Origin of the sequence: Pseudomonas sp. TWI923 (assembly GCF_039673365.1) — a bacterium.
GTDB lineage: Bacteria > Pseudomonadota > Gammaproteobacteria > Pseudomonadales > Pseudomonadaceae > Aquipseudomonas > Aquipseudomonas sichuanensis.
Map to the genome: position 1 here is coordinate 25,617 of NZ_JBDJLM010000031.1, position 25,035 is coordinate 50,651.

At 64.6% G+C, this 25,035-nt stretch carries 29 protein-coding genes; 14 read left to right on the forward strand and 15 right to left on the reverse strand.

What is annotated here, in order from left to right; all coding sequences use genetic code 11:
- Positions 1–19: 19 nt before the first annotated feature.
- Complete coding sequence (locus tag ABE459_RS13980; RefSeq protein ID WP_323829930.1) at positions 20–499, forward strand: TIGR02444 family protein; 480 nt, start codon at positions 20–22, stop codon at positions 497–499.
- Here ABE459_RS13980 and ABE459_RS13985 read toward each other — a convergent pair.
- Positions 475–1,449 (reverse strand): AlgP family protein, encoded by a 975-nt coding sequence (locus ABE459_RS13985; RefSeq protein ID WP_323829928.1) that lies wholly within the window; start codon positions 1,447–1,449, stop codon positions 475–477. The genes ABE459_RS13980 and ABE459_RS13985 overlap by 25 nt on opposite strands.
- A 224-nt stretch (positions 1,450–1,673) precedes the next feature.
- Here ABE459_RS13985 and ABE459_RS13990 point away from each other — a divergent pair, with 224 nt between their 5' ends.
- Positions 1,674–2,333 carry an FKBP-type peptidyl-prolyl cis-trans isomerase gene (locus ABE459_RS13990; RefSeq protein ID WP_125462136.1) on the forward strand — a complete coding sequence of 220 codons (660 nt, stop codon included), beginning with the start codon at positions 1,674–1,676 and terminating at the stop codon, positions 2,331–2,333.
- Between the two features lies 1 nt (position 2,334).
- Here ABE459_RS13990 and rsd read toward each other — a convergent pair whose 3' ends face one another.
- The 7 genes from rsd to ABE459_RS14025 all read right to left on the reverse strand — a co-directional run bounded on the left by rsd (position 2,335) and on the right by ABE459_RS14025 (position 8,761).
- The gene (rsd, locus tag ABE459_RS13995) at positions 2,335–2,805 is read right to left on the reverse strand and encodes a sigma D regulator (protein WP_110995736.1); all 471 of its coding nucleotides are present in this window, start codon (positions 2,803–2,805) and stop codon (positions 2,335–2,337) included.
- A gap of 231 nt (positions 2,806–3,036) precedes the next feature.
- Entirely contained in the window at positions 3,037–3,543 is a 507-nt protein-coding gene (locus ABE459_RS14000; protein WP_323829926.1) for a disulfide bond formation protein B, read from the reverse strand.
- A 221-nt stretch (positions 3,544–3,764) separates the two neighbouring features.
- The gene (locus tag ABE459_RS14005) at positions 3,765–5,003 is read right to left on the reverse strand and encodes a heme biosynthesis HemY N-terminal domain-containing protein (protein WP_323829924.1); all 1,239 of its coding nucleotides are present in this window, start codon (positions 5,001–5,003) and stop codon (positions 3,765–3,767) included.
- The gene (locus ABE459_RS14010) at positions 5,000–6,097 is read right to left on the reverse strand and encodes a uroporphyrinogen-III C-methyltransferase (protein WP_125462133.1); all 1,098 of its coding nucleotides are present in this window, start codon (positions 6,095–6,097) and stop codon (positions 5,000–5,002) included. The genes ABE459_RS14005 and ABE459_RS14010 overlap by 4 nt, the downstream gene beginning before the upstream one ends.
- 44 nt (positions 6,098–6,141) lie before the next feature.
- Entirely contained in the window at positions 6,142–6,909 is a 768-nt protein-coding gene (locus ABE459_RS14015) for a uroporphyrinogen-III synthase (protein WP_125462132.1), read from the reverse strand.
- A complete protein-coding gene (gene hemC / locus ABE459_RS14020; RefSeq protein WP_125462131.1) occupies positions 6,906–7,847 on the reverse strand; it encodes a hydroxymethylbilane synthase in 942 nt (313 codons plus the stop codon). Before hemC ends, ABE459_RS14015 begins: the two co-directional genes overlap by 4 nt.
- 167 nt (positions 7,848–8,014) lie before the next feature.
- A complete protein-coding gene (locus tag ABE459_RS14025; RefSeq protein WP_125462130.1) occupies positions 8,015–8,761 on the reverse strand; it encodes a LytTR family DNA-binding domain-containing protein in 747 nt (248 codons plus the stop codon).
- A 298-nt stretch (positions 8,762–9,059) separates the two neighbouring features.
- On the opposite strand from ABE459_RS14025, the gene argH reads away from it, so the two are divergent.
- Positions 9,060–10,454, forward strand: a complete 1,395-nt coding sequence (gene argH, locus ABE459_RS14030; RefSeq protein WP_110995743.1) for an argininosuccinate lyase — start codon at positions 9,060–9,062, stop codon at positions 10,452–10,454.
- Positions 10,455–10,550: 96 nt separating this feature from the next.
- Here argH and ABE459_RS14035 read toward each other — a convergent pair whose 3' ends face one another.
- On the reverse strand, positions 10,551–11,213 hold the full coding sequence (locus ABE459_RS14035) for a glutathione S-transferase (protein ID WP_125462129.1): 663 nt from the start codon (positions 11,211–11,213) through the stop codon (positions 10,551–10,553).
- Positions 11,214–11,358: 145 nt separating this feature from the next.
- Here ABE459_RS14035 and ABE459_RS14040 point away from each other — a divergent pair, with 145 nt between their 5' ends.
- From ABE459_RS14040 to ABE459_RS14050, 3 genes are all read left to right on the forward strand, one after another.
- A complete protein-coding gene (locus ABE459_RS14040) occupies positions 11,359–11,661 on the forward strand; it encodes a hypothetical protein (protein ID WP_323829921.1) in 303 nt (100 codons plus the stop codon).
- 51 nt (positions 11,662–11,712) lie between these two features.
- A complete protein-coding gene (locus ABE459_RS14045; protein ID WP_125462128.1) occupies positions 11,713–11,958 on the forward strand; it encodes a TIGR02647 family protein in 246 nt (81 codons plus the stop codon).
- Between the two features lie 160 nt (positions 11,959–12,118).
- Positions 12,119–14,980, forward strand: a complete 2,862-nt coding sequence (locus ABE459_RS14050) for a class I adenylate cyclase (protein WP_323829919.1) — start codon at positions 12,119–12,121, stop codon at positions 14,978–14,980.
- Between the two features lie 15 nt (positions 14,981–14,995).
- Here the strand turns inward: ABE459_RS14050 and rnk are convergent, their stop codons facing one another.
- The 3 genes from rnk to cyaY all read right to left on the reverse strand — a co-directional run bounded on the left by rnk (position 14,996) and on the right by cyaY (position 16,114).
- Entirely contained in the window at positions 14,996–15,406 is a 411-nt protein-coding gene (gene rnk, locus ABE459_RS14055) for a nucleoside diphosphate kinase regulator (RefSeq protein ID WP_125462126.1), read from the reverse strand.
- Positions 15,407–15,561: 155 nt separating this feature from the next.
- On the reverse strand, positions 15,562–15,780 hold the full coding sequence (locus ABE459_RS14060) for a DUF1289 domain-containing protein (protein WP_125462125.1): 219 nt from the start codon (positions 15,778–15,780) through the stop codon (positions 15,562–15,564).
- Between the two features lies 1 nt (position 15,781).
- Positions 15,782–16,114 carry an iron donor protein CyaY gene (gene cyaY, locus ABE459_RS14065; RefSeq protein ID WP_125462124.1) on the reverse strand — a complete coding sequence of 111 codons (333 nt, stop codon included), beginning with the start codon at positions 16,112–16,114 and terminating at the stop codon, positions 15,782–15,784.
- A 273-nt stretch (positions 16,115–16,387) separates the two neighbouring features.
- Between cyaY and ABE459_RS14070 the strand changes: the two genes are divergently transcribed.
- The 6 genes from ABE459_RS14070 to ABE459_RS14095 are packed head-to-tail and all read left to right on the forward strand — an operon-like array spanning position 16,388 to position 20,986.
- Positions 16,388–16,591, forward strand: coding sequence for a lipoprotein (locus ABE459_RS14070; RefSeq protein WP_125462123.1), 204 nt, complete (start codon positions 16,388–16,390; stop codon positions 16,589–16,591).
- A 9-nt stretch (positions 16,592–16,600) separates the two neighbouring features.
- Entirely contained in the window at positions 16,601–17,848 is a 1,248-nt protein-coding gene (gene lysA, locus ABE459_RS14075; RefSeq protein WP_125857048.1) for a diaminopimelate decarboxylase, read from the forward strand.
- Positions 17,849–17,852: 4 nt separating this feature from the next.
- The gene (gene dapF, locus ABE459_RS14080; RefSeq protein ID WP_125462121.1) at positions 17,853–18,683 is read left to right on the forward strand and encodes a diaminopimelate epimerase; all 831 of its coding nucleotides are present in this window, start codon (positions 17,853–17,855) and stop codon (positions 18,681–18,683) included.
- 13 nt (positions 18,684–18,696) lie between these two features.
- Entirely contained in the window at positions 18,697–19,395 is a 699-nt protein-coding gene (locus ABE459_RS14085; RefSeq protein ID WP_125462120.1) for a DUF484 family protein, read from the forward strand.
- The gene (gene xerC, locus ABE459_RS14090) at positions 19,395–20,294 is read left to right on the forward strand and encodes a tyrosine recombinase XerC (protein ID WP_125462119.1); all 900 of its coding nucleotides are present in this window, start codon (positions 19,395–19,397) and stop codon (positions 20,292–20,294) included. Before ABE459_RS14085 ends, xerC begins: the two co-directional genes overlap by 1 nt.
- Positions 20,291–20,986: an HAD family hydrolase gene (locus ABE459_RS14095; protein WP_323829916.1), complete on the forward strand. Its 696-nt coding sequence runs from the start codon at positions 20,291–20,293 to the stop codon at positions 20,984–20,986. Before xerC ends, ABE459_RS14095 begins: the two co-directional genes overlap by 4 nt.
- 247 nt (positions 20,987–21,233) lie before the next feature.
- Here ABE459_RS14095 and sutA read toward each other — a convergent pair whose 3' ends face one another.
- The 3 genes from sutA to glnK form a co-directional block, all read right to left on the reverse strand.
- On the reverse strand, positions 21,234–21,563 hold the full coding sequence (sutA, locus tag ABE459_RS14100; RefSeq protein WP_105947199.1) for a transcriptional regulator SutA: 330 nt from the start codon (positions 21,561–21,563) through the stop codon (positions 21,234–21,236).
- Positions 21,564–21,992: 429 nt separating this feature from the next.
- Positions 21,993–23,327: an ammonium transporter gene (locus ABE459_RS14105; RefSeq protein ID WP_125462117.1), complete on the reverse strand. Its 1,335-nt coding sequence runs from the start codon at positions 23,325–23,327 to the stop codon at positions 21,993–21,995.
- A 48-nt stretch (positions 23,328–23,375) separates the two neighbouring features.
- Positions 23,376–23,714, reverse strand: coding sequence for a P-II family nitrogen regulator (glnK, locus tag ABE459_RS14110; RefSeq protein WP_002555808.1), 339 nt, complete (start codon positions 23,712–23,714; stop codon positions 23,376–23,378).
- A 406-nt stretch (positions 23,715–24,120) separates the two neighbouring features.
- Between glnK and ABE459_RS14115 the strand changes: the two genes are divergently transcribed.
- Together ABE459_RS14115 and ABE459_RS14120 are read left to right on the forward strand one after the other, a co-directional pair.
- A complete protein-coding gene (locus ABE459_RS14115; RefSeq protein WP_323829085.1) occupies positions 24,121–24,390 on the forward strand; it encodes an accessory factor UbiK family protein in 270 nt (89 codons plus the stop codon).
- A 356-nt stretch (positions 24,391–24,746) separates the two neighbouring features.
- Positions 24,747–24,974 (forward strand): hypothetical protein, encoded by a 228-nt coding sequence (locus tag ABE459_RS14120; protein ID WP_125857044.1) that lies wholly within the window; start codon positions 24,747–24,749, stop codon positions 24,972–24,974.
- Positions 24,975–25,035 lie beyond the last annotated feature (61 nt).

The following is a 25,035-nucleotide window of genomic DNA, read 5'->3' on the forward strand; positions in this document are numbered from 1 at the left end:
CACTGGCGCGAGTGAAACCATGCACACCGACCTGTGGAATCATGCCCTGGCGCTGTATGCGCGGCCGGGCGTCGAAGCGGCCTGCCTGACCCTGCAGGCGCTGGGCGGCGATGTCTGCCTGCTGCTCTGCGGCACCTGGCTGCAGGCGCAGGCCGTGGCCGTTGACGAAACACGCATCCAGGCGCTGCAGGCCGTGGCCGGCCCCTGGCAGCGGGAGGTGGTCATGCCGCTGCGGGCACTGCGCCGGCAATGGCGCGAACACGCACTGGCCGACCCGCAACTGGCCGTGCTGCGCGAACACGTGAAGGCGTTGGAGTTACAGGCTGAACGCACGCTGCTGGAGCGTTTGGCGCTAGTGGCGCAGGCGTGGCCTGCTGTAGCAGGCGACAGCGAAGGATGGTTGGCCCGGCTTGCACCGGCCCAGGCCCGCGACCACGACGCGCTGCAACAGCTGCGCGCCGCGGCCCGGGAGCTTCAGGAGGCCGTGGACGGCGACTGAGCTGGGGTGCTGGCGGGTGCTGCTGGTGTAGCCGGGCTGGCCGCTGCGGCAGGTGCTGCGTTGCCGGCAGGCACCGCTGGCTTGCTGGCGACAGGTTTGGCGGCAGCGGGTTTGGCCGGGGCTTTGGCGACGGCAGGCTTGGCTGGCGCTTTGGCGACGGCGGGCTTGGCGGCCGGTTTGGCTGGCGCCTTGACTGCGGCAGGCTTGGCCGGGGCTTTGGCAGCAGCAGGTTTGGCGGCCGGTTTGGCTGGCGCCTTGGCAGCGGCAACTTTGGCCGGGGCCTTGGCAGCAGCAGGTTTGGCGGCCGGCTTGGCAGCGGCAGCTTTAGCCGGGGCTTTGGCAGCAGCAGGTTTGGCGGCTGGCTTGGCGGCGGCAGCTTTGACCGAGGCCTTGGCAGCAGCAGGTTTGGCGGCTGGCTTGGCGGCGGCAGCTTTTACCGGGGCTTTGGCAGCAGCAGGTTTGGCGGCTGGCTTAGCAGCGGCGGCTTTAGCCGGGGCTTTTGCTGCTGCAGGCTTGGCGGCTGGCTTGGCAGCAGCTTTTGGTGCCGCCGCGCGCAGGTCGAGTGCCTTGGCCGCCGCTTCGCGCACCTTGCCGACACCCTGGGCCAGTTTCAGGCTTTCCTGGGCATCACGCTTGAGTTGCTGAATATAAGTACGGGTCTGGGCCTGGCGATCCTTGAGCGATTCGAGCAGCCCTTCAAGTTCACCAGCGGCTTTCTGTGCCTTGCCTTGTGCCTTGGCTTTGCCGGCCTTGGCAGCGTCCTGCAACTTCAGACGGGCACCGTGCAGTTTTTCCTGAGCCTTGCCACGTTGTTTTTCCAACTTGGCCAACAGTTTCTCGGCATCCGCCAGCGCTTGAGAGCAGGCATCTTCCAGATGTTCGAGCAGGCTGCCCGAAAGTTGCTGAAGCAGGTGCAATGGCGTACTGACTGGCTTCTTTTTAGCCGACATGATTTACCTCCTGGCTGACGAGAGTGCGGCTCATACTATGCTTCTGCTGCTACTGCCGCTAGGGCATGTTGACAGTATCAGTAGCGCCGCGTTGCATGCCTGGGCAAAGTTGTTGTCTTGCAGCAAAAAACAAGTGTAGTTGGTCATTATTGTATTGCGGACATTTGCACATATTCCGCCAACAAGGCTGGCATACTTCGCCCTCACTGCAGCAGGACTCGACCATGCCACGTTATCTGATGCTCGGCTTGTGCCTGGCGGCCCCGCTTGCGCTGGCCGCCCCCGAAAGTAATACCGACAACGACCTGGCCTACAGCATCGGCGCCAGCCTGGGCGAACGGCTGCGCCAGGAAGTGCCGGGCCTGCAACTCGATGCGCTGGTCGAAGGCTTGCGCCAGGCTTATCAGGGCGAACCGCCACGGGTGGCCAAGTCACGCATGCAGGCGCTTCTGCAACAGCACGATGAACAGGCCAGCGCGGCTGCAGAGCAGGCCCGGGTGGACACGCTGCTGGCAGCAGAAAAGCGCTTCATGGCCGCGGAACGTGCGCGTGCGGGTGTACACGAATTGCCCGAGGGCATCCTCTACAGCGAGCTGGCCAGCGGCGCCGGCGCGCAACCCAAAGCCAGCGGCAGCGTGCAGGTGCGGTATGTGGGCAAGCTGCCGGATGGCACAGTGTTCGACCAGAGCGAGAAACCGCAGTGGTTCAAGCTCGGCTCGGTCATCGAGGGCTGGCAGGTGGCACTGCCAAAAATGAAGGCGGGGTCGAAATGGCGGCTGGTGATCCCTTCGGCGCAAGCCTATGGCGCCGAAGGTGCGGGCGACCTGATCGCGCCCTACACCCCCCTGGTGTTCGAGATCGAACTGCTGGCCGTGGCCGACTGAATCAGGCCTGCACCGCGTCCTCGGCCTTGTGCGCGTTGTGCAGCACTTCGATCAGGCAGTCTTCCAGCTCGAAACGCTCGTGCAACAGGCTGCCCAGCTTGCCGAGCTTCTCGGCGAAGCGCTCGGGGTCGGTGCATTCGCCCTTATCGCAATGGTCATTGAAAGCCAGGGCAATCTGGGTACTTTCATCGATGCGGGGGTTGATCTGCGTGGCAAGCTCCAGGCCGCGGGTGTCGCCAAAGGCCTTGGCTTCACTGACCAGTTGCTCGCTGACTTCGAAGTGCCAGGCTGACACGTAGTCGACCAGCACCCCGCAGAAATCACGGTTCTGGTCCTTGTCGGCAAAGGCCGGCTTGGCATCGCGCAATGCGCGGAAGGCTTGCACCAATTCCTGGCGCTCCTCCAGCCAACGATCGATCAGCTTGTGAACACCGCCCCAGCGTTCCTGGGCGTTCTGGCAACTATCGAGCATGGCGATCTCTTCCCTTCTGGGTAGATGCCGCTGCACCTCGCGACACAAGTGCGTGGCACAAAGGTGACATCAGCAGGACGGCATCGGGCAGTTGTGATTTCGGTATCCGTGCTGGGAGATTATTCCCGTGCGACTTGGCCTTCAAGGTACGCAGCACACAAAGTTCATACAAGCGTTTAATACCCTTCCTACACACCGTTGGTCGAGCAACACCTTGTGCATTGCGTTGGATCAACCCGCCGCGCCCTGGCGCAGCCGAAACGCCAGCAGCCAAGACAGCGGCAGTGCGGCCAACAACAGGAATGCCAGCAGGCTCCACTCCGGCAAGGTCAGGTCGAGGAAGCTCCAACTGATGGATACGCAATCCGGGCTACCGAGCAACAGCAACCTGGCGATTTCGCCAATTGGCCGCTGCATCAGATGCGTGATCGGCAGTTGGCAATCCACCACCGGCAGCGGCTCGCCTTGCAACCAGACTTGCCGCCCGGCCAGCAGCGCGCCGCCAAGCGCGCACAGCAGCGTCAGCCACGCATAACCGCGCAGGCCACGTACCCCCGGCAAATGGATGACTGCCACCAGGCTGATCAGCGCGTACAGCCCGAGCATCAGGCGCTGGCTGAAGCACAGGGCGCAGGGTACCAGGCCAACGACGGACTCCAGGCGAAACGACGCCACGAGCACGGCAACCGAGGCCAGGAAAGCGGGAAGGAACAAGCTGCGCAAGCAGGCCAGCGACATGGGCTATGGATGTCCGCAAGAGGAAAAAGTGACTTGAAACGGTAGAGGAAAGGGGCGCTTTGTATCAAGGCGCTACAGCAGAGACAAGTCGCTGATTGGCAACGAATCAATGCTGTGGAAGGTAGGAATAATCCGGCGACTGACGGGGAAAAATCGCTTGGTCACATGAAGATGTGAACCATCCCGCCAAGCCCGCACCAGCGTACGGGCTTGGCGGGTGGTCAGGCCTGAACGCCTTCGGGCAGCGGCAGGGCCAGCAGGCGCTCATCGAGCAGCCCCAAACCCTCCTGGAACAGCTGGTTGCTGCGCTCGGTCTCGCCCAGCCCGGCCAGCAGCCGCGCCAGTTCGGCGCAGGTTTCCGGGTTGCGCTGCAGCCGCAGGCTGCTTTCCAGGTAATCGCGGGCCTTGCCCCACAAGCGGTTTTGCAAGCTCAGACGGCCGAGGGTCAGCAGCAGGCTAGGGTCCTGCGAATGGTCTTTCAACCAGCCCTCGGCAGCCTGCAGCTGACGCGCCGGGTCATCGCCGCGCACCAAGCCATAAAGGCGCGCCAGGTGGCTTTCGTAATTGCGCTTGAGCGCGCCAAGCAACACCTGCTCGGCCTCGCCCTGGGCACCCAGCTGGCGCAGCTGCTCGGCGTAGGCCAGCACCAGCCCTGGCTCCTGGCGCTGCGCCGCAGTGAGCTGCTGCCAGGCACGCTCCAGCGCCTGGCGCGCAGTCTGTGGGTCGGTACCACGGGTCACCGCCAGGCCAAGGTTCTGGCCCCAGGCGCGCCGCTCAAGCTCGGCCAGCTCGTTGGCCGGCAGCACCTTGTGCTTGCGCAGGTCGGGCAGCAGACGGATCAGCGCCGGCCAATCATCGCGCTCCAGGTACAGGCGCTGCAGCAGGCGCAGCACCTGGGCGTTGTTCGGGTGACGCTCTTGCATGGCCTGCAGCGCTTCAAGCGCACCTTCGCTTTCACCGCGGTCCATCTGCAACTGGGCATGGGTGAGGGCAATGGCCAGTTCGGCCTGGGGCTGACGCTCCAGTGCTCGCTCGAGCAGGTTGTCGCGGTCTTCGACACGGCCCTGCTCGTTGGCGGCGCGGGCGGCGCCAAGGTAGTAAAGCAGGGGTTGCCGTTCGGATTCGGCGGCGCGCTGCAGGTGGCGCTGGGCGCTGCTCCAGCGACCTTCGGCCAGGTCCAGCTGGCCTTGCTCAATGGCGATCCGGGTACGACGGCCACGGTTGCGCCGCGACCAGGGGTTGACCACGCCACTGGAGGTCAGCACCAGCCCCACCAGGTAGCGCAGCACCAGCAGCAACACAACGATGCCGACCAGCGCCCCCAGTGCCGCCCACAGCCCCGACTGATAGCGGAAGCCGCCATAGGCGATCAGCACGTAGCCGCTGTGCTTGGCGATGGCAATGCCCAGCGCCGCGGCGACGACAATCGCCAGCACCGCCAGCAGGTAGACGCGCTTCATGGCTTGGCCCCTTCAGCTTCGGCCGGCAGGTGGCGACGCTGGATGTAGGCCTGCACGGCGGCCAGGCTTTCGCTGAGGTCTGGAGTCACTACCGACACCGGTTGCTCGGCCAGCTGGTTGAGGCTGTCGAGCATGGCTTTGCTTTGCGGGTTGTCCGGGTTGAAGTTGGCCAGCAGCACGCTGCGCGCATCGTCCAGCGCCTGGTTGTAGACCTTGGCCTCGCCGTTGAGTGCAGCCCACTGGGCTTGCTCGATGGTCAGGCTGAGCGCCAGGCGCAGTTGGTTGAGCGACTGACCGGAGAGCAGCGGGCGCACGTTGTCGTCGGCGTTGAATTCGATCTGGAAGTACTTGGAGAGCTCCGCCCACCACTGCGACCAGCGGCTGGCGCCGTCACCGTCGGCGGTAAGCGCGCCCATGGCATCGGCCTGGCTGTCGAATTCCGGCGACTGGGCGCTGAGCTGCTGCACCTGTTCACGCTGTGCGGCGAGCTTGAGGAACAGCCCGGTACGGTCTGGCTGCTGGGTGCTGTTGAGCGTGGCCAGGCTGCGCGCCAGTTGCTCGCGGGCGGCGAAGGCCCCTGGATCGCTCTGCTCGCGAAGGATCTCGTCGGCACCCTCGACCAGCGCCTTGGCGCTGGCGATGTCCTGGAGTGCCGAAAGGCGCAGCGTGGCCAGGCGCAGCAAGTGTTCGGCCTCGGCCAGGCGCCATTCCTTGCGGCTTTCGCCGAGAGCGGTTTCCAGGCGCTGGCTCAGCCGCTGCTGGTCGCCCTGCAGTTGCGCCACCAGCCGCCGGCGGTCCTCCAGCTCGCTGGCTGCGGGCAGGCTGGCCAGTTGTGCGGTGAGCTGCTGCTCGCGTTGCTGCAACGCATCGGCGCGCTGGTTGAGCGCCTGAAGATGCTCGCCCTGGCCCTGTTCGCTGCCTTGCAGCTGGCGCACCTGCCAGGCACCCCAGCCGCCGATCGCGACCCCGGCGGCGCCCAGCAGCAGGGCCAGCACCGCCACGCCGCTGCCAGAGCGTCGAGCCGGTGCGGTAGTGATTTCCGGCGCCTCGGGCACCGATTTCTGTTCAGTGTGGGGCAAGACCGTTTCGCTCACGTATCCATCCTTTGCATGGCGGCGCATCGCTCAAGCTTAGCGCCTTAAGGGGCAGGTACAGCGGTTTGCTGCACAGCTGCCAGCAAGGCCGCGGCACTGGCGCCACGGCAATCCACAATCTTTCGGGCGCCCAACGCGCGGGCCTGTTCGGCGACCCGCGGGCTGGGCACGAACAAGGGCAGGCGTGAAAGCCTTGGCCAATCCGTTCCCGCTATCTGTTGCAAGTGTTCAAGACCCTGCCCACTGCTGACCACCAGGCCATTGAGGCGTTCCCCATCGATCCGGCGCGCCAGCGTGCCCGCCGGATAGTGCGGCAGGCAGCGGCGATACAGTTCCAGATAATCGACACTAGCACCTTGCTCTGCAAGACGCTCGGCCAGCAGTTCGCGACCTCCCACGCCACGCACGATCAGGACACGGGGCACAGGCCGCGTGATGGCCTCGCGCAGGGCCGGCAGGGCGAGCAGGGCCTCGCTGTCATCACCGGTCGCCGGGAAGCTTACCCGCAGCCCGCGGGCCTGGAGGATCCGCGCCGTCGCCTCGCCCACCGTGAACCAGCCCTCGGGCGGTGGCGCGATGCCGGCCTGGTCGAGCTGCTCGAGCAGCAGGCGCGCAGCCGGCTTGCTCACCACGATGATCGCTTGCGCCTGGGCGATGCCGCGCAGGCGATGGAGCTGCGCGGTGTCTGGCTCGATCGCTTCAATCGCCAGCAAAGGCAGGCTGGCACTGGCAATGCCCGCCTCGGCCAGTGACTGCGCCAGTGCCGCACAGTCCTCTTCAGGGCGGGTCAGCAGCAGGCGCCAGAGGCTCACGGGTGCCCGGCCTCGCCGTAGACTTCCTTGAGGATCGCCTCCGCGCCCTGGCCGAGCAGGTCCTCGGCAACCTGCACGCCCAGCGCCTCGGCGTTGGCGCGCGGGGCACGGGCATCGGCCACCAGCAGGGTGCCGCCGGATGGCTGGCCGACCAGGCCGCGCAGCCACAACTGCTCGCCCTCGAGCACCGCGTAGCAGGCGATGGGCACCTGGCAACCACCGTTCAGGCGTTTGTTCAGGGCACGTTCGGCAACCACTCGGTCGGCGGTATCGACATGGTGCAGCGGCGCCAGCAGCGCATGGATCTCGCTGTCGGCGCTGCGGCATTCGATGCCCACCGCGCCCTGGCCACCGGCCGGAAGGCTGTCGTCGACGCTGATGGTGTCGGTGATGCGGTCCTCGAAGCCCAGGCGGATCAGGCCGGCGGCGGCAAGGATGATGGCGTCGTACTCGCCGGCGTCGAGCTTGGCCAGGCGGGTGTTGACGTTGCCGCGCAGGAAACGGATCTCGAGGTCGGGGCGGCGCGCCAGCAACTGGGCCTGGCGACGCAGGCTGGAGGTGCCGACGATGCTGCCGGCCGGCAGTGCGTCGAGGCTTTGGAAGGTATTGGAAACGAAGGCATCGCGCGGGTCTTCACGCTCGCAGATGCAATACAGGCCCAGGCCTTCGGGGAAGTCCATGGGCACGTCCTTCATCGAATGCACGGCGATGTCGGCTTCGTTGTCGAGCAGGGCGGTTTCCAGTTCCTTGACGAACAGGCCCTTGCCGCCGATCTTCGCCAGCGGCGCGTCGAGCAGCTTGTCGCCGCGGCTGACCATCGGCACCAGGGTGACCAAGAGGCCAGGATGGGCCTGTTCCAGGCGGGCTTTTACATACTCGGCCTGCCACAGGGCCAAGGCACTTTTACGGGTGGCAATACGGATTTCGCGAGTGGACATGAAACGCCCCGAGCCAGAGAAATGCCGCTGATGATAACAGCTCCTCCTGCTGTGCCCGCAGATTCAGATCATCAATCCGTGCTGGTTCTTTCGCGGGTAAACCCGCTCCCACAGGGTTGATCGCAGGCCTGTGGGAGCGGGTTTACCCGCGAAAGAACGGGAAGGTCTCAGTGCAACGACTGCATCATCTTGCGTACGCCGGCCACATGGCGCCGGCTGACGGTCAGCGCGTCACCGTCCAGGCCTTTGAGATAGAGCTGGAAATGCCCCAGCGGCGTACGTTGCAGGCGCTCGATGCGCTCGCGGGCGACCAGGGCGTTGCGGTGGATACGTACGAAGCGCTCGCCAAACTCGTCCTCCAGCGCCTTGAGTGGTTCATCGAGCAGGACTTCACCGGCCTCGTGGCGCAAGGTGACGTACTTGTGATCAGCGATGAAATAGATGACCTGCGGCAGGGGGATCAGCTCGATGCCTTTGCGCGTGCGGGCACTGATGTGGCTGCGTGGGCCGCCGGTTTCACCGGCAGGCCGGGTCAACGCCGCCAGCTGGGCACGATTGGGTTTTTCGGCGCGGCGCAGCGCATCGCGCAGGGCCTGGGGCTGGATCGGCTTGTCGACATGGCTGAGGGTGCTTTCCTTGAAAGCCTGGCTGCCGTATTCATCATCGCCGGTGCAGAACACCACGGCAGGCGGCGCCTCGCGCTCGCACAGCCGCGCGGCGACCTGCAGGCCATCGAGGCCCGGCATGCCGATATCGAGCAACACCACGTCGGGCTTGAGGCTCTCGATCAATGCCAGGGCCTCCTCGCCGTTGGTGGCGCTGGGCTCCATCACGGTGTAGCCCTCCAGCTCGCCGAGCAACCGGCTCAGGCGTTCACGGGCTTGGGGTTCGTCATCAACGATCAGGACATTCATAATTGCGCTGGATTCCTGAGTGAGTCTCGCACGGGTATAGCGTAGACAGGTGTGGGGTGACTGGTAAGCGGTCACGCTACAGACCGGTGCGAAGGCCAAAGATTCACTGGCCTGGCAGATTCACCGCCAGTCCTTTGTCCAACTGTAGACGGTCCGTGGAACACTGCCGTTCAATCGTTGAATCTGCCATGCGCCCTCTATATCAGACGATTCTCTCGACCAGCGCCCCTGCGGTGGCGGGCGCAACCCTGCTATGATCGCGGCACTTTTATCGTTCACGCCTTCAACGAGTGAATCCATGAGCACCGACAAGACCAATCAGTCCTGGGGCGGCCGCTTCAGTGAGCCCGTCGACGCCTTCGTCGCCCGTTTCACCGCCTCGGTCGATTTCGACAAGCGCCTGTATCGCCACGACATCATGGGTTCGATCGCCCACGCCACCATGCTGGCGCAGGTCGGCGTGCTCAGCGATGCCGAGCGCGACACCATCATCGATGGCCTGAAGACCATCCAGGGCGAGATCGAGGCTGGCAGTTTCGACTGGCGCGTCGACCTGGAAGACGTGCACATGAACATCGAAGCACGCCTGACCGACCGCATCGGCATCACCGGCAAGAAGCTGCACACCGGCCGTAGCCGCAACGACCAGGTGGCCACCGACATCCGCCTGTGGCTGCGCGACGAGATCGACCTGATCCTGGCCGAGATCACCCGCCTGCAGCAGGGCCTGCTGGAGCAGGCCGAGCGCGAAGCCGAGACCATCATGCCCGGCTTCACCCACCTGCAGACCGCCCAGCCGGTGACCTTCGGCCACCATCTGCTGGCCTGGTTCGAAATGCTCAGCCGTGACTACGAGCGCCTGGTCGATTGCCGCAAGCGCGCCAACCGCATGCCCCTGGGCAGCGCCGCACTGGCCGGTACCACCTACCCGATCGACCGTGAACTGACCTGCAAGCTGCTGGGCTTCGAAGCCGTGGCCGGCAACTCGCTGGACGGTGTTTCGGACCGTGACTTCGCCATCGAATTCTGCGCTGCCGCCAGCATCGCGATGATGCACTTGTCGCGCTTCTCCGAAGAGCTGGTGCTGTGGACCAGCGCCCAGTTCCAGTTCATCGACCTGCCTGATCGCTTCTGCACCGGCAGCTCGATCATGCCGCAGAAGAAGAACCCGGACGTACCGGAGCTGGTGCGTGGCAAGAGCGGCCGTGTGTTCGGCGCCCTGACCGGCCTGCTGACCCTGATGAAAGGCCAGCCTTTGGCCTACAACAAGGACAACCAGGAAGACAAAGAGCCGCTGTTCGACGCCGCCGACACCCTGCGCGACTCGCTGCGCGCCTTTGCCGACATGATCCCGGCGATCAAGCCCAAGCACGCGATCATGCGTGAAGCGGCCCTGCGTGGTTTCTCCACCGCCACCGACCTGGCCGACTACCTGGTGCGCCGTGGCCTGCCGTTCCGTGATTGCCACGAGATCGTTGGCCATGCGGTCAAGTATGGCGTGGACACCGGCAAGGACCTGGCCGAGATGAGCCTGGACGAGCTGCGCCAGTTCAGCGACCAGATCGAGCAGGATGTGTTTGCCGTACTGACGCTGGAAGGCTCGGTCAATGCCCGTAACCACATCGGCGGTACCGCGCCGGCGCAGGTGCGTGCGGCCGTGGTGCGCGGCAAAGAGCTGCTGGCTTCGCGCTAAGCGATCAGCCGTAGGACCAATCGCGGGGCAAGCCCGCTCCCACGCAGCCCGTGCAAGGCTGCGTGGGAGCGGGCTTGCCCCGCGATCGTTTCCGGCTTAGCGCTTACCGCTCTTGACCATTTCCAGGAACGCCGGCATCGCCGCGTCCTTGTCCGCCACGATCCGCGCCATATGCGGGTTCTCGCGCAGCTTGTCGAGCAGCGCCTTGGCTTGCGGGAAGTCCTCCAGGAAGTCGATGTTCAGCACCTTCTTGCCCACCAGGCAGGCCAGGTCCACCGAGAAGCAGAACATCAGGTCGGCGATGGTCAGTTGCTCACCCGCCACATAAGGCGCGAACTTGCCATTGCGCTTGAGGGTGGCAAAGCCTGCCAGCAGGTCGGCCCGCGCCCGCTCCTTGATCAGCGGCTCCACCGCCGCGCCGAAGAACGCCTCGGCATAGCAGGTACGCGCCGGCAGCTCGATGTACAGCTCGATTTCCCTGAGCAGCTCACGGACCTTGGCCTGGCCGAAGGCATCGGCGGGCAGCAGCGCCTTGCCGGGCTGGGTCTGCTCGATGTAGTCGAGAATCACGCCGGTCTCGCTGAGAAAACCATGCTCGGTCTCCAGCACCGGCACCTTGCCGCGCGGGCTCACCGCCAGGGCCTGGGGCGCCTGGCCGCCGAAGAACAGCACCTCTTCGAACGGCAAGCCTTTCTCCAGCAGCGCCAGCTTGACCATGTTGTAGTAGTTGCTGACCGCGAATCCATGAAGCTTGAGCATTGAGACAGCCTCCAGGCCGTGTGGGGATGGCCGGGCTGTTATAGCGCCCTTCCCCAACCATGGCCAGCGTCATGGGCGCGGTCGATGGCCGGGCATTGCCGAAGCGGGCATGGCACACTGTGCGCCTCACCACAGGAGCACCGCCATGAGCGAACCCCAAGACATCGACAGCAATGATGAAGAAGACTTCGCCGAGGCCACACTGACCCAGGCCATCGAAAACCAGATCGAAAGCGGCGAACCGCCCGCGGCCAAGGCCACGTTCAACAAGCTGACCCTGGTCGGCTACGAGCGTGAAGACATCCTCAACCTCATGGCCCACGTGCTGGCCATCGAGATCGACGCCATGCTCGACGAGGACCGCCCGTTCGACACCGAGTGGTACGAAACCGCCCTGCGCGCCCTGCCGGAGCTGCCACCTGAGGCGAATCAAGGCGACATCGAGTAACCCTGACTACACTCCTGACTTCATCCTTGTCTGGAAGTCAGGAGTCGCCCTATGTCCTTCACCCCCGAACTGATCGCCGAACTGGAAGTGCTCGCCCTGTTCAACCTGGACAATCACCAGGAAGGCATCAAGGTTGGCAGCACCGCTTCCCCCGCCCTTATCGCCGCAGCCCAGCGCCTGTACGACAAAGAGCTCACCGACCAGCCTGATGGTGGCTACCTCACCAGCCTGGGCAACGATGCCGCCGAAAGCGTCCGGTTGCTCCTGAACATCCTCAAGACACCACAGCCGGCCTGATTTCGCCGAGCCCGCTGCCACGTCTGGTGGGAGCGGGCTTGCCCCGCGATGCACCGCAAACGGACGCTGTAAATCTGACGCCAAAAAGCCAGCAACCCCTTATCCGACCGCATCACTCAGGCTAAACTCGCCATTGCTCCGCAGCCCGCCTGAGTGCGCAATGAACCACCCTCACGAAATTCGCCCCGACATCGCCCAAGGCATCGACCGCAAGGAGCTGTCGCGGCTGCGCGCGCGCTTTCTGAAGGTCAGCCAGGGGCGCCTGGGGCGCGCCATGGAGGGTCTGTCGACGCGCCAGCAACAGGTGATCACGCTGTTGCCGCTGTTCTTCCACGTCAACCACCCTCTGCTGCCAGGCTACGTCTCGGGTACTACACCCGCAGGTGTCTCGGGTTTCGAGCCAGACGCCGAATTGCTGGCCGAAGCCCAGCGCCTGACCCGCTCGTTCACCTACAAGGCCCGCCACGGCAACCCACCGCAACCGATCCACGGGCTGTTCCTGATGGGCAGCCTGGGCACCCTGGCCCAGGCCGAGCAAAGCGACATGGATGTGTGGGTATGCCACGCCGCCGACCTGAGCGAACAGGCCCTGGGCGAATTGCGCCGCAAATGCCAGTTGCTCGAGGCTTGGGCGGCCAGCCAGGGGGCCGAGGTGCACTGCTTCCTCATCGATGCGCAGGGCTTCGTCCAGGGCGCGCGCGACAGCCAGCTCAGCTCGGACGACTGCGGCACCACCCAGCACTACCTGTTGCTCGACGAGTTCTACCGCACCGCCATCTGGCTGGCCGGGCGCACACCGCTGTGGTGGCTGGTGCCGGTGTACCAGGAGCACAACTACCGCGACTACACCCAGACCTTGCTGTCCAAGCGCTTCATTCGGGCCCGTGACGACATCGACCTGGGCCACCTGGCGCAAATTCCCCAGGAGGAATACGTTGGCGCCGGGCTGTGGCAGCTGTTCAAGGGCATCGACTCGCCCTACAAGTCACTGCTCAAACTGCTGCTCACCGAGGTCTACGCCAGCGAGCACCCCCAGGTGCGCTGCCTGAGCCTGGACTTCAAGCAGGCGGTGTTCGCCAACCACCTGGAGCTGGACGCGCTCGACCCCTACGTGATGGTCTACCGGCGCATCGAAGCCTACCTGCTGCAACGCGGCGAAACCGCCCGCCTGGAGCGGGTGCGGCGCAGCCTGTACCTGAAAGTGAACAAGAAGCTCAGCAACCTCGCTTCGCGCAGCGGTGGCTGGCAACGCCGCCTGTTGGCGAAGCTGGCCGAGGAGTGGGGCTGGGACGAGCGCCAACTGGCCCTGCTCGACAGCCGCAGCCAATGGAAGGTGCGCCAGGTGGCCGTAGAGCGCCGTGAGCTGGTGGCCGAACTGAACCACAGCTACCGCTTCCTCAGCGAGTTTGCCCGCAACCAACAGGCCGACAGCCGCGCCGACCCGCGCGAACTCAACGTGCTCGGCCGGCGCCTGTACGCAGCCTTCGAGCGCCGCGCCGGGAAGATCGAGGTGATCAATCCGGGCATAGCCCCGGACCTGGCCGAAGACACCCTGACCCTGGTGCAGTCGGCCAACCGCAAGGAGCCCGGCACGTATCACTGGGGGCTGTACAACGGCAACCTGGGGGTGCACGAATGGGAGCACTTCAGCCCGATCAAGCGCTGCCGCGAACTGCTCGAACTGCTCACCTGGGCCCACCGCAACGGGGTGATCGACGGCAGCACGCGGATCGCCTTGCACCCGGGTGTCAGCGATCTCAATGATTTCGAGCTGTTCAACCTGATCGGCAGCCTGCAGCAGAGCATCGTGCTGCCGCTGGAGACGGTCAGTGAAGCCCGCCTGCTGCAACCGAGCGTGGCCGACGAAATCCTTTTGCTGGTCAACGTCGCTGTCGACCCGCTGCGCCATCACCGCGACCTGAACATCCTGATGACCACCGAGCGCACCGACTCGCTCAGTTACGCCGGGGTGCGCGAAAACCTGGTGCTGACCCTCGACCAGATCACCCTCAACAGCTGGAACGAGGTGCTGGTGCAGCGCTATGACGGCGAGCATGCCCTGATGCGTTGCCTGCGCGACCACCTCAACAGCCTTGGCCGGCGTAACCACCGCCCGCGGGTGCGGGTGCGCTGCTACTGTCACAACCGCGCCCAGGCTATCAGCCAGCGGGTAGAGGAGATCTTCGCGACCGCGCAACGGCTGCTCGATCAAGGCCTCAACCACCGTTACCTGCTGCAGGTGGCCCAGCACACCCATGTACTGGAGCTGCTGCCGGGGCAGGTCACCCTGGCCACCCTCGACGACCAGGATGGCGTGCTGGCGGCACTGGGCGAGGTCCGCAGCGCCTACAGCCCACTGCATCTGGATGCCAACGCCTTGCAGGACCACGACCTGCCGCTGGTCCTCGAGCAAGGCCGGCCAGGCTGTATCCAGGTGTTCTACCGCCTGCTCGATGGTTGGGCCGACCTGTATGTGCTGGATGAGCACAACGTCTTGTGGCAGCAGCGCGTGGTGCTGCAGGACGAGCAACACCTGTTGCTGCCACTGCATCGTTTTCTGCGGTCGATGGTGATGCGCCGCGATGCCCAACTGCCACTGGAGAGCCTGCAGCAAGCGTCGCTGGAGATCGCCTATTGCCAGTTGCTGCCTTCAGGCTTGGGCAAGGCTCGCAGCCTGGAGCCACGCCAGGCGCCGCTGGACGGCCGCCGCCAGCCTTACTACGAGGTCCAGGCGATTGTGCAGGGCGGTGCGGGCGGCGCCGTGCACGTCACGCTCTATTGCGATCAGCAGGAATTTTCCGAGCTGGAACACGGCGACCAGCTGTATGCCGTGGCCGCCCGGCAGATCCTGCGCCAGCGCCACAGCGCCGGCAGCTACCGCTGCTATATCACCGACCTGGACCTGTCCGATCTGCTAGGCGACGACCCAGGCTCGACGAGCCTGTGCCTGCGCTACAAGCGCGAGCTCGAGCAGGCCTTGAACGATGGCCTGGAGCAACTGCAGGCGGCGCTGGAGCCCTGAGGCCCAAGGGCCGCGTCAGAGGTCGAAGTCACCCGCTGCTTCCGGCTGGTACTCCACGGCCAGCAGTTCGAGCTTGAGGGTCTTGCCACCGGGGGCCGGCCAGTCGATCTGGTCACCCACCGACAGCCCCAGCAACGCACAACCGATCGGCGCCAGGATGGAGACATTGCCCTCGGGGCCGGCATCCTTCGGATAAACCAGGGTCAGGTGATAGTCCTTGCCGCTGGCGATCTCACGGCAGTGCACGCGCGAATTCATGGTCACCACGCCAGCCGGCACCTCTTCGTGACCGACCACCTGCTCGGCGCGGTCCAGCTCGTCCTGCAGGGCGAGCACACCCGGGGTGCTTTCATCGAGGCTGTCGATCAGGCGCTCGAGACGCTGTACGTCCAATCGGGTGAGGGTGAGGGAAGGTTTGGTGCTCATGATCCAGTCAGACTCCTTTGAACAGGCAATTTGCTTGAGGCAGATAAAGCAAAACCCCGCCCAAGGGCGGGGTTTGTGAATGCTGTGGCGTCACCGACGCAAGACCCGACACTACCACAGCAGGGCAAATACTCAAGCCCGCAGCATCAATGGGGTTATGCCTGGGCCCGCGCTTTCAGGGCCAGGGCCTCACGGCAGATCTGCCGGCGCCGGTCGTCGTCGGCCGCACGCCACTCGCGGATATGCTCGACATGGCGATGGCAGCCGGTGCAGACCTTGTGTTCATCGAGGCGGCACACGCTGATGCAGGGTGACGGCACGGCTGGGCTGACATTGCTGTACAGCGGCTTGGGGGGCCGAGGCTGGTCGCTCATGTCAGATTTCGTCGAAGTCCAGCTTCTCGCCGGCACGCTCCCAGACGATGCGCTCGAGCATCTCGCCGAGCAGCTCCTCGCTTTTCTCGCACACCCACTTGCCGCTCTCTTCGTCGTAGTCGAAGTGGAAACCGCCGGACTTGTCCGCCAGCCACAATTGGCGCAGTGGCTCCTGGCGGCTGAAGATCAGCTGGCTGCCGTTGTCGAATTTGATGGTCAGGACACCGGCGGAGTTTTCCATGTCCAGATCCAGGCCGCTCTCGTCGAACAGGTCTTCCAGGGCCTGTTGGGTCGCGTCGACCAGGTCGTGGAAACGCGCTTCGCTCAAACTCATGTGCATGGACCTCGAATAATGGCTGCGTTGCAAGCAAGGCGGGGAAGATACGGGCGCCAGCAGTTGAATGCAAAGACTAGCGGATGCCTGGGCGGGCCCCGTCACGGGCAAACCCGCTCCCACAACGCTCCTGTGGAGCGGGTTTACCCGTGACGGGGCTGGCACTGACAGCCCAAGAATAACGCCGCCCGGCGGGCCGGCCCTTGCATAGGCAATCGGGTGGTCGCTCGGTATACTCGGGCGCAATACTGCTTATTTCAAAGGATTTCACCAATGAAGCGCCTGATTTCCTCCCTCGCGGCGCTGGTCGCGGTTGCCTGCCTCGTTTCGGCCTGCGGTCAGAAGGGCCCCCTGTACCTGCCGGAAGACGGCAAGGACGGCAAAGGCCCGAGCAAGTCGCACCAGCAGCACAAGCACGCCCAGCCGGCCGAACAGCAAGACGAGCTGGAGCAGCCCGAGCAGTCTCCCGCGCAGTAAGGAAATCCCATGGATGCATTCAACTACCGTGGCGGCGAGCTGTTCGCGGAAGGGGTGGGCCTGTCGGCCATCGCCGAGCGTTTCGGCACCCCCACCTACGTGTATTCGCGCGCCCACATCGAGGCCCAGTACCGTAGCTATACCGATGCCCTGCAGGGTGTCGAGCACCTGGTCTGCTTCGCGGTCAAAGCCAACTCCAACCTCGCCGTGCTGAACCTGCTGGCCCGGATGGGTTCGGGTTTCGACATCGTCTCCGGCGGTGAGCTGGAGCGCGTACTGGCAGCCGGCGGGCGTGCCGATCGCGTGGTGTTCTCCGGTGTCGGCAAGACCCGCGAAGACATGCGTCGTGCCCTGGAAGTCGGCGTGCACTGCTTCAACGTCGAATCCACCGACGAACTCGAGCGCCTGCAAGTGGTAGCCGCCGAGCTGGGCAAGGTGGCCCCGGTGTCGCTGCGGGTGAACCCGGATGTCGATGCCGGCACCCACCCGTACATCTCCACCGGCCTCAAAGAGAACAAGTTCGGTATCGCCATCGCCGATGCCGAAGCCATATACGTGCGCGCCGCGCAGCTGCCAAACCTGGAAGTGGTCGGCGTCGACTGCCACATCGGTTCGCAGCTGACCACCGTCGAGCCGTTCCTAGATGCACTGGACCGCCTATTGGTGCTGGTCGATCGCCTCGCCGAATGCGGCATCCACCTGCGCCACCTGGACCTGGGCGGCGGTGTCGGCGTGCGTTACCGCGATGAGCAGCCGCCATTGGTGGCCGAGTACATCAAGGCCATCCGCGAGCGTATCGGCGACCGTGACCTGGCCCTGGTGTTCGAACCGGGCCGCTACATCGTGGCCAACGCCGGCGTGCTGCTGACCCGCGTGGAATACCTCAAGCACACCGAGCACAAGGATTTCGCCATCATCGATGCGGCAATGAACGACCTGATCCGCCCGGCCTTGTACCAGGCCTGGATGGGGGTCAGCGCAGTCAAACCCCGTGAAGGTGAAGGCCGTGCCTACGACCTGGTCGGACCGATCTGCGAGACCGGTGACTTCCTGGGCAAGGACCGTGTGCTGAACCTGGCCGAAGGCGATCTGCTGGCCGTGCAGTCCGCCGGCGCCTATGGTTTCGTCATGAGCTCGAACTACAACACCCGTGGCCGCTGCGCCGAAGTACTGGTCGATGGTGACCAGGCCTTCGAGGTGCGTCGCCGCGAAACCATCGCTGAACTGTTCGCCGGCGAAAGCCTGCTGCCGGAGTGAACCCATGCTGCTGCGTTTTACTAAAATGCACGGGCTTGGCAACGACTTCATGGTCCTCGACCTGGTCAGCCAGCACGCGCATATCCAGCCCAAGCACGCCAAGCAATGGGGTGACCGCAACACCGGCATCGGCTTCGACCAACTACTGATCGTCGAAGCGCCGAACAATCCGGACGTGGATTTCCGCTACCGGATCTTCAACGCCGACGGCTCCGAGGTCGAGCAATGCGGCAACGGCGCGCGCTGCTTCGCCCGCTTCGTGCTGGACAAGCGCCTGACCGCGAAAAAGCGTATCCGCGTCGAAACCAAGAGCGGCATCATCGAACTGGACGTGCGCAACGACGGCCAGATCTGTGTCGACATGGGCCCGCCGCGCTTCGTCCCGGCCGACATCCCGTTCATCGCCGATGAGCAGGCTTTGAGCTACCCGCTGGAAGTCGACGGCCAGGTGCACCAGATCGCTGCCGTGTCGATGGGCAACCCGCATTCGGTGCTGCGCGTCGATGACGTGCGCAGCGCGCCGGTGCATGAACTAGGGCCGAAGATCGAGCACCATCCGCGCTTCCCGCAGCGGGTCAATGCCGGCTTCATCCAGGTCATCGACCGCCACCGCGCCAACCTGCGGGTGTGGGAGCGTGGCGCGGGTGAGACCCAGGCTTGCGGTACCGGCGCTTGCGCCGCCGCCGTCGCGGCTATCGCCCAGGGCTGGATGGACTCGCCGGTAACCATCGACCTGCCCGGCGGGCGCCTGAGCATCGAGTGGGCTGGCCCTGGCCAGCCGGTATTGATGACCGGCCCGGCCGTACGTGTATTCGAAGGACAGGTTCGTCTTTAAGCGAGTAGCCGCCATGACTGAACAGCCGCACGTTGTACCCGAGCTCGACGCCGACGCAGTGGTCGCCTATCTGCGCGCCCACCCCACGTTCTTCGCCGAACATGACGAGCTGCTGATCGAGCAGCGCATCCCCCACCAGCGCGGCGACAGCGTGTCGCTGGTGGAGCGCCAGCTCAAGCTGCTGCGTGATCGCAACATCGAGATGCGCCATCGCCTGTCGCAGCTGATGGACGTAGCCCGCGACAACGACCGGCTGTTCGACAAGACCCGCCGGCTGATCCTCGACCTGCTGGATGCCGGCAGCCTGGAAGAAGTGGTAATGGCCGTTGAAGACAGCCTGCGCCAGGAGTTCAAGGTGCCCTTCGTCAGCTTGATCCTGTTCGGCGAGAATGCCGCGCCGGTCGGCCGCTGGGTGTCCGGCAGCGAGGCCCAGCAGGCCATCGGCGGGCTGATCGGTGGCGGCAAGACCATCAGCGGCAACCTGCGCGAGCACGAGCTGGCCTTCCTGTTCGGCAATGACCAGCACAAGGAGGTCGGCTCCAGCGCCGTGGCCACTCTCGAGTACCAGGGCCTGCATGGCGTGCTGGCGATCGGCAGCCGCGACCCGCAGCACTACAAGAGCAGCGTCGGCACCCTGTTCCTCAGCTACATCGCCGAAGTGCTGGGCCGCGTGGTGCCACGCTTCACCCAGACCCTACGCTCGGTGCGCTGATGGAGCGCCAGCTGGAGGCTTATTGCGCGCATCTGCGCAACGAGCGCCAGGTCTCCGAACACACCTTGCTGGCCTACCGCCGCGACCTGGAAAAGGTCATTGCCTACTGCAACAGCCAAGGCATTGGCGGCTGGCCTGCGCTGCAAGTCCAGCAGCTGCGCCAACTGGTGGCGCGCCAGCACCATCACGGGCAGTCCTCACGCAGCCTGGCGCGCCTGCTTTCGGCGGTGCGCGGGCTGTACCGCTACCTCAACCGCGAAGGCCTGTGCCAGCACGACCCGGCCGATGGCCTGGCGCCCCCCAAGGGCGAGCGGCGCCTGCCCAAGGTGCTCGACACCGACCGCGCGCTGCAGCTGCTCGATGGCGGCGTTGATGATGACTTCATCGCCCGGCGTGACCAGGCCATCCTCGAACTGTTCTACTCCTCCGGCCTGCGCCTGTCGGAACTGGCTGGCCTCGACCTCGAGTACCTCGACCTGGCCGCCGGGCTGGTACAGGTGCAGGGCAAGGGCAGCAAGAGCCGCGTACTGCCGGTCGGGCGCAAGGCGCGCGAGGCGCTGCAGGCGTGGCTGCGCCTGCGCGGCATCGGTGGCCCCCAGGACGGCGCGGTGTTCATCACCCGCCAGGGCAAGCGCCTCAGCCCACGGGCCATTCAGCTGCGGGTCAAGACCGCCGGCGAGCGCGAGCTTGGCCAGCACCTGCATCCGCACATGCTTCGCCATTCCTTCGCCAGCCACCTGCTGGAATCGTCCCAGGACCTGCGCGCGGTGCAGGAAATGCTCGGCCACGCCGACATCAGCACCACGCAGATCTACACCCACCTGGACTTCCAGCACCTGGCCGCGGTGTACGACAGCGCCCACCCCCGGGCCAAACGCAGCAAAGGCACAGACTCATGACCATCAAGCTGATCACCTTTGACCTGGACGACACGCTGTGGGACACCGCGCCGGTCATCGCTAGTGCCGAAACCGTCCTGCGCGACTGGCTCGCCGCCAATGCGCCGGTTCTGGGCGCGGTGCCGGTCGAGCACCTGTTCGCCATCCGTGAACGCCTGGTTCAGGCCGAACCCGGCCTCAAGCACCGCATCAGCGCCCTGCGCAGGCGTGTGCTGTTCCACGCCCTGGAAGAAGTCGGCTACAGCGAGAAGCACGCCCAGGAACTGGCCAACGAAGGCTTCGAGGTGTTCCTCCATGCGCGGCACCAGGTCGAGGTGTTCCCCGAGGTGCAGCCGGTGCTGGAAATCCTGCGCCACCAGTACATGCTCGGGGTGGTCACCAATGGCAACGCCGACGTGCGCCGGCTCGGCTTGGCGGACTACTTCCGCTTTGCCCTGTGCGCCGAGGACCTGGGCGTAGGCAAGCCGGATCCGGCACCGTTCATGGAGGCCCTGAAACTGGGTGGCGTGGACGCTGGGGCGGCGGTGCACATCGGCGACCACCCGGGCGACGACATCGCCGGGGCACAGCGGGCCGGGTTGCGCGCGGTATGGTTCAACCCGCAGCACAAGGCCTGGGCGGGCGAGCAAGCGCCGGATGCGCAGATTCAGCGGTTGTCGCAGTTGCCCGAGGTGCTGGCGCGCTGGCGCTGACTGGATTCACAATCCCCATCCCACATCTTCAGGCCATGCGCCATCCCTGTAGGAGCGGCCTTGTGTCGCGAAAGGGCCGCAAAGCGGCCCCGGGGATCGTTGTCGGTTCTGAAATTCTGGGGCTGCTGCGCAGCCCTTTCGCGACACAAGGCCGCTCCTACAGGGAAAATGCCTGGATCTTTCTTTCTGCAGGGCAACAGCCACAAAAAAGCCCGCAGCGACGGCGGGCTTCTTTGCAATCAGCCACTCAGATAGGGCGGCTGCCGTACTTGTTGTCCGGCTTCTTGGGCGGGTCGGCGACCACATTGGCCTCGACTTCCTGCACCTTGCCACCGCGCGAAAGAAACTCTTCCATCGCCTTGGCCAGGGCATCACGCTCCTTCTGCTTGGCTTCCATGCTCGGCATTTCGTCTACCGAAACAGCCGCCTTGGACTTGCCCTTGGCGGTCGGCGCGGGGCTGCTGTCGTCATCGCCAGCATCTTCCGCACCATCGTCGGCTGCCGCCTCGAGGCCTTCATCACCCTCGTCTTCGTCACCTACTTCGAGGTCATCATTTTCCAGATCGTCGTCGCTCATGTTCTACCTCATGACTTGCGAAAAGCAGGTTAGTTATAGACCGGTGCGACCGTAGACGGCAGTCACCGGTGAAAATTCAACTGGCCGTGGGTTGGCCACTGCCTCGGGTGTCCAGCTCCTGATGGGAGGCCCGGCACCCAGCAGGCCCTGCTCCTGGCAAGGCCTGACAACACTGTTCTTACCCTGGCTGGCCACAGGCTACTGCAAGCCTAGCAAAGGGTGGCGAAGTGTGCGGGTTACTCGTCCCACACCCTTCGGCGCGCATTCTAGCGCGCTCGCAGAAAAAGCAAAGCACCAGAAACGCCCAATGACTTGTAAGTTTTCTGCCCGGGTCGCGAACAAGACAGCGAAACCGTTTGCCGGGCGTAAAACGGCAAATTACAGGCAAAAAAATGCCCGGCGAACCGGGCAAGATTTCCAGCGTGGCGGTTACAGGTTGTAGCCGCGCTCGTTGTGTTGAGCCAGGTCGAGGCCGACCGACTCTTCTTCTTCGCTGACCCGCAGGCCCATCACCAGGTCCAGCACTTTGAGGATCACGTAGGTGACGATGGCGGTGTAGACCACGGTGAACAGCACACCTTTGGCCTGGATCCAGAACTGCGCGGCGATGTCGGTGACCGCGCCGAAGCCGCCCAGGGCCGGCGCTGCGAACACACCGGTGAGCAGCGCACCGACGATGCCGCCGATACCGTGCACGCCGAAGGCGTCGAGCGAGTCGTCGTAACCCATCTTGCGCTTGAGGCTGGTGGCGCAGAAGTAGCAGACCACGCCCGAGACCAGGCCGATCACCAGCGCGCCCATCGGGCCGACGGTACCGGCGGCGGGGGTGATGGCGACCAGGCCGGCGACCACACCCGAGGCGATGCCCAGTGCGCTCGGTTTGCCGTGGAAGACCCACTCGGCGAACATCCAGCCCAGGGCGGCGGCGGCGGTAGCGATCTGGGTGACCAGCATCGCCATGCCGGCGGTGCCGTTGGCGGCCGCCGCAGAGCCTGCGTTGAAGCCGAACCAACCGATCCACAGCATGGCCGCGCCCATCAGGGTGTAGCCCAGGTTGTGCGGCGCCATTGGCGTGGTCGGGTAGCCTTTGCGCTTGCCCAGCACCAGGCAGCAGACCAGGCCGGCGATACCGGCGTTGATGTGCACCACGGTGCCGCCGGCAAAGTCCAGCACGCCCCAATCCCACATCAGCGCACCGTCACCGCTCCAGACCATGTGCGCGATCGGCGCATAGACCAGGGTGAACCACACGCCCATGAAAATCAGCATGGCCGAGAACTTCATGCGTTCGGCAAAGGCACCGACGATGAGCGCCGGGGTGATGATGGCGAAGGTCATCTGGAAGGTGATGAACACCGCTTCAGGGAACAACGCGGTGGCAGAGGTCAGGCCCGACGGCGTGACGCCGTTGAGGAAGGCCTTGGAGAAGCCACCGATGAAGGAATTCAGGTTGAGCACGCCCTTTTCCATACCCGCGGTATCGAATGCCAGGCTGTAACCGTAGATAACCCACAGGATGCTGATCAGCCCGGTGATGGCAAAGCACTGCATCATCACCGACAGCACGTTCTTGGAACGCACCATGCCGCCGTAGAACAGGGCCAGGCCCGGGATGGTCATGAACAGGACCAGCGCCGTCGAGGTGAGCATCCAGGCGGTGTCGCCGGAGTTGAGCACCGGGGCGGCAGTTTCCTCGGCCAGGGCCAACCCTGGCATTACGAGGGACAATAGGGCTCCTAGCCCTGCGATCTTACGCAGAGTCATGTTGTTTTCTCCTGGGGCGTTGGGTTTGGTGAGGCTTTTTTGTAGCGTTTAGATCGCGTCGGTATCGGTTTCGCCGGTACGGATGCGGATCGCTTGCTCCAGATTGACCACGAAAATCTTGCCGTCACCGATCTTGCCGGTGTTAGCCGCCTTGGTGATGGCCTCGATCACCCGATCAAGGTCTTTGTCGTCGATGGCGACATCGATCTTCACCTTGGGCAGGAAATCGACCACGTATTCGGCGCCGCGATACAGCTCGGTGTGACCCTTCTGCCGGCCGAAGCCTTTGACTTCGGTCACGGTGATGCCCTGCACGCCGATTTCCGACAGCGACTCGCGCACGTCGTCCAGCTTGAACGGCTTGATGATGGCAGTGACTAGCTTCATGAAACTCTCTCCCGATTTGGTGGACTTGCCCCAGGAAAACAAACCCGTCTCAAGTCTAAGCGCAGCGCCTGGCTTTGTAACGCGTCGTCGGCTCCATCCTCCCCGCCGCGACACCTTGTGGCGGTGACCGAGGGCCTTACCACTGGGCTACGCACTGCCTGGTCACAGCGGACCGCATCAGTGCATGGCTCACCCAGGTCTTTGCAGAAACCTTGCCAGCTCCGGGAAAACACCGGAAAACAGGTAGTTGCGTGAAATAGTCGGGATTGGCCAGTCGCCAGCAGGGAAAAGCTGCACAACTTCGGTGCGCGACCTTTGGCCGCCCTGCGCAAAAAGTGTGCAGGGCAACCCGCGAAAAGGGGCGTGATACACTGCTGCCCTTTCACCCATCAACGGATAGCCTGACATGCTCGCGCCCAAAGCCCTTCTCGATGCCCTGAGCGACCAGGCCTCGCGCCTGTTCAGCGGCGACACCGCTCAGCCCCGCGCCGAACTGGAGAGCCAGTTCAAAGTGCTGATGCAGGGTGCCTTCAGCAAGCTCGACCTGGTCAGCCGCGAGGAGTTCGACAGCCAGATGGTGGTATTGGCCCGCACCCGTGCCCGCCTTGAAGCGCTGGAGAAACAGTTCGCCGAACTGGAAGCGCGGATCGCGCCAGCGCCAGCATCAGAGAAATAATCATCCCGTCTCTGGAGCGGCCCTGCCGCTCCTGCAGGGAAGGCACCCTGCCGTTGGAGCTTCCAACATATAATTGCGCTGATTAAACCAGATGAAACTTAATTCAGTTTCACCTTGCGGGTTGACTTGCCCGCTATGCTTTGCATAAAGTTCACCCGCCCTGAAAACCGGGCCTTTATTTCAACTCACGAAGAATTCAATGGACACAGTATCTAGTCGCTGCCTGGCCGCCCCTGGCTGTCAGGCACTTGAACCGGAACTCCGGGCCCGCCTCCCTGGCTGGGCAAGCCGCGCCAGAGCCTGATGCTCCGCCGTAGCTTGCCGCCCCGGGTGCCAGCCCGGTCGGAGGCAAGCTCATGAACCTCATCACCTTTATCCGTACACACCTGCACGCCCGCCTCGGGGCGCTGCACACCTGCACCCATGCGGCCCCGCCGCCCTTCCCCGCCCCCGTCGCGCGTGGCTCACGCCTGCGTGCCGCCTGGCTATCGCAACCTGGCAAAGGCTGCCTGCGCCTGCACTGGCATGCCGATGACGGCCAGGAACCGCCGAGTCGATGGCGCGCCTTGTTGTGTTTCGGCTGACGGGCGCGTCGCCACTTACATATTGAATTGCCACCAATAAGACACGAACTTTTCATCATTA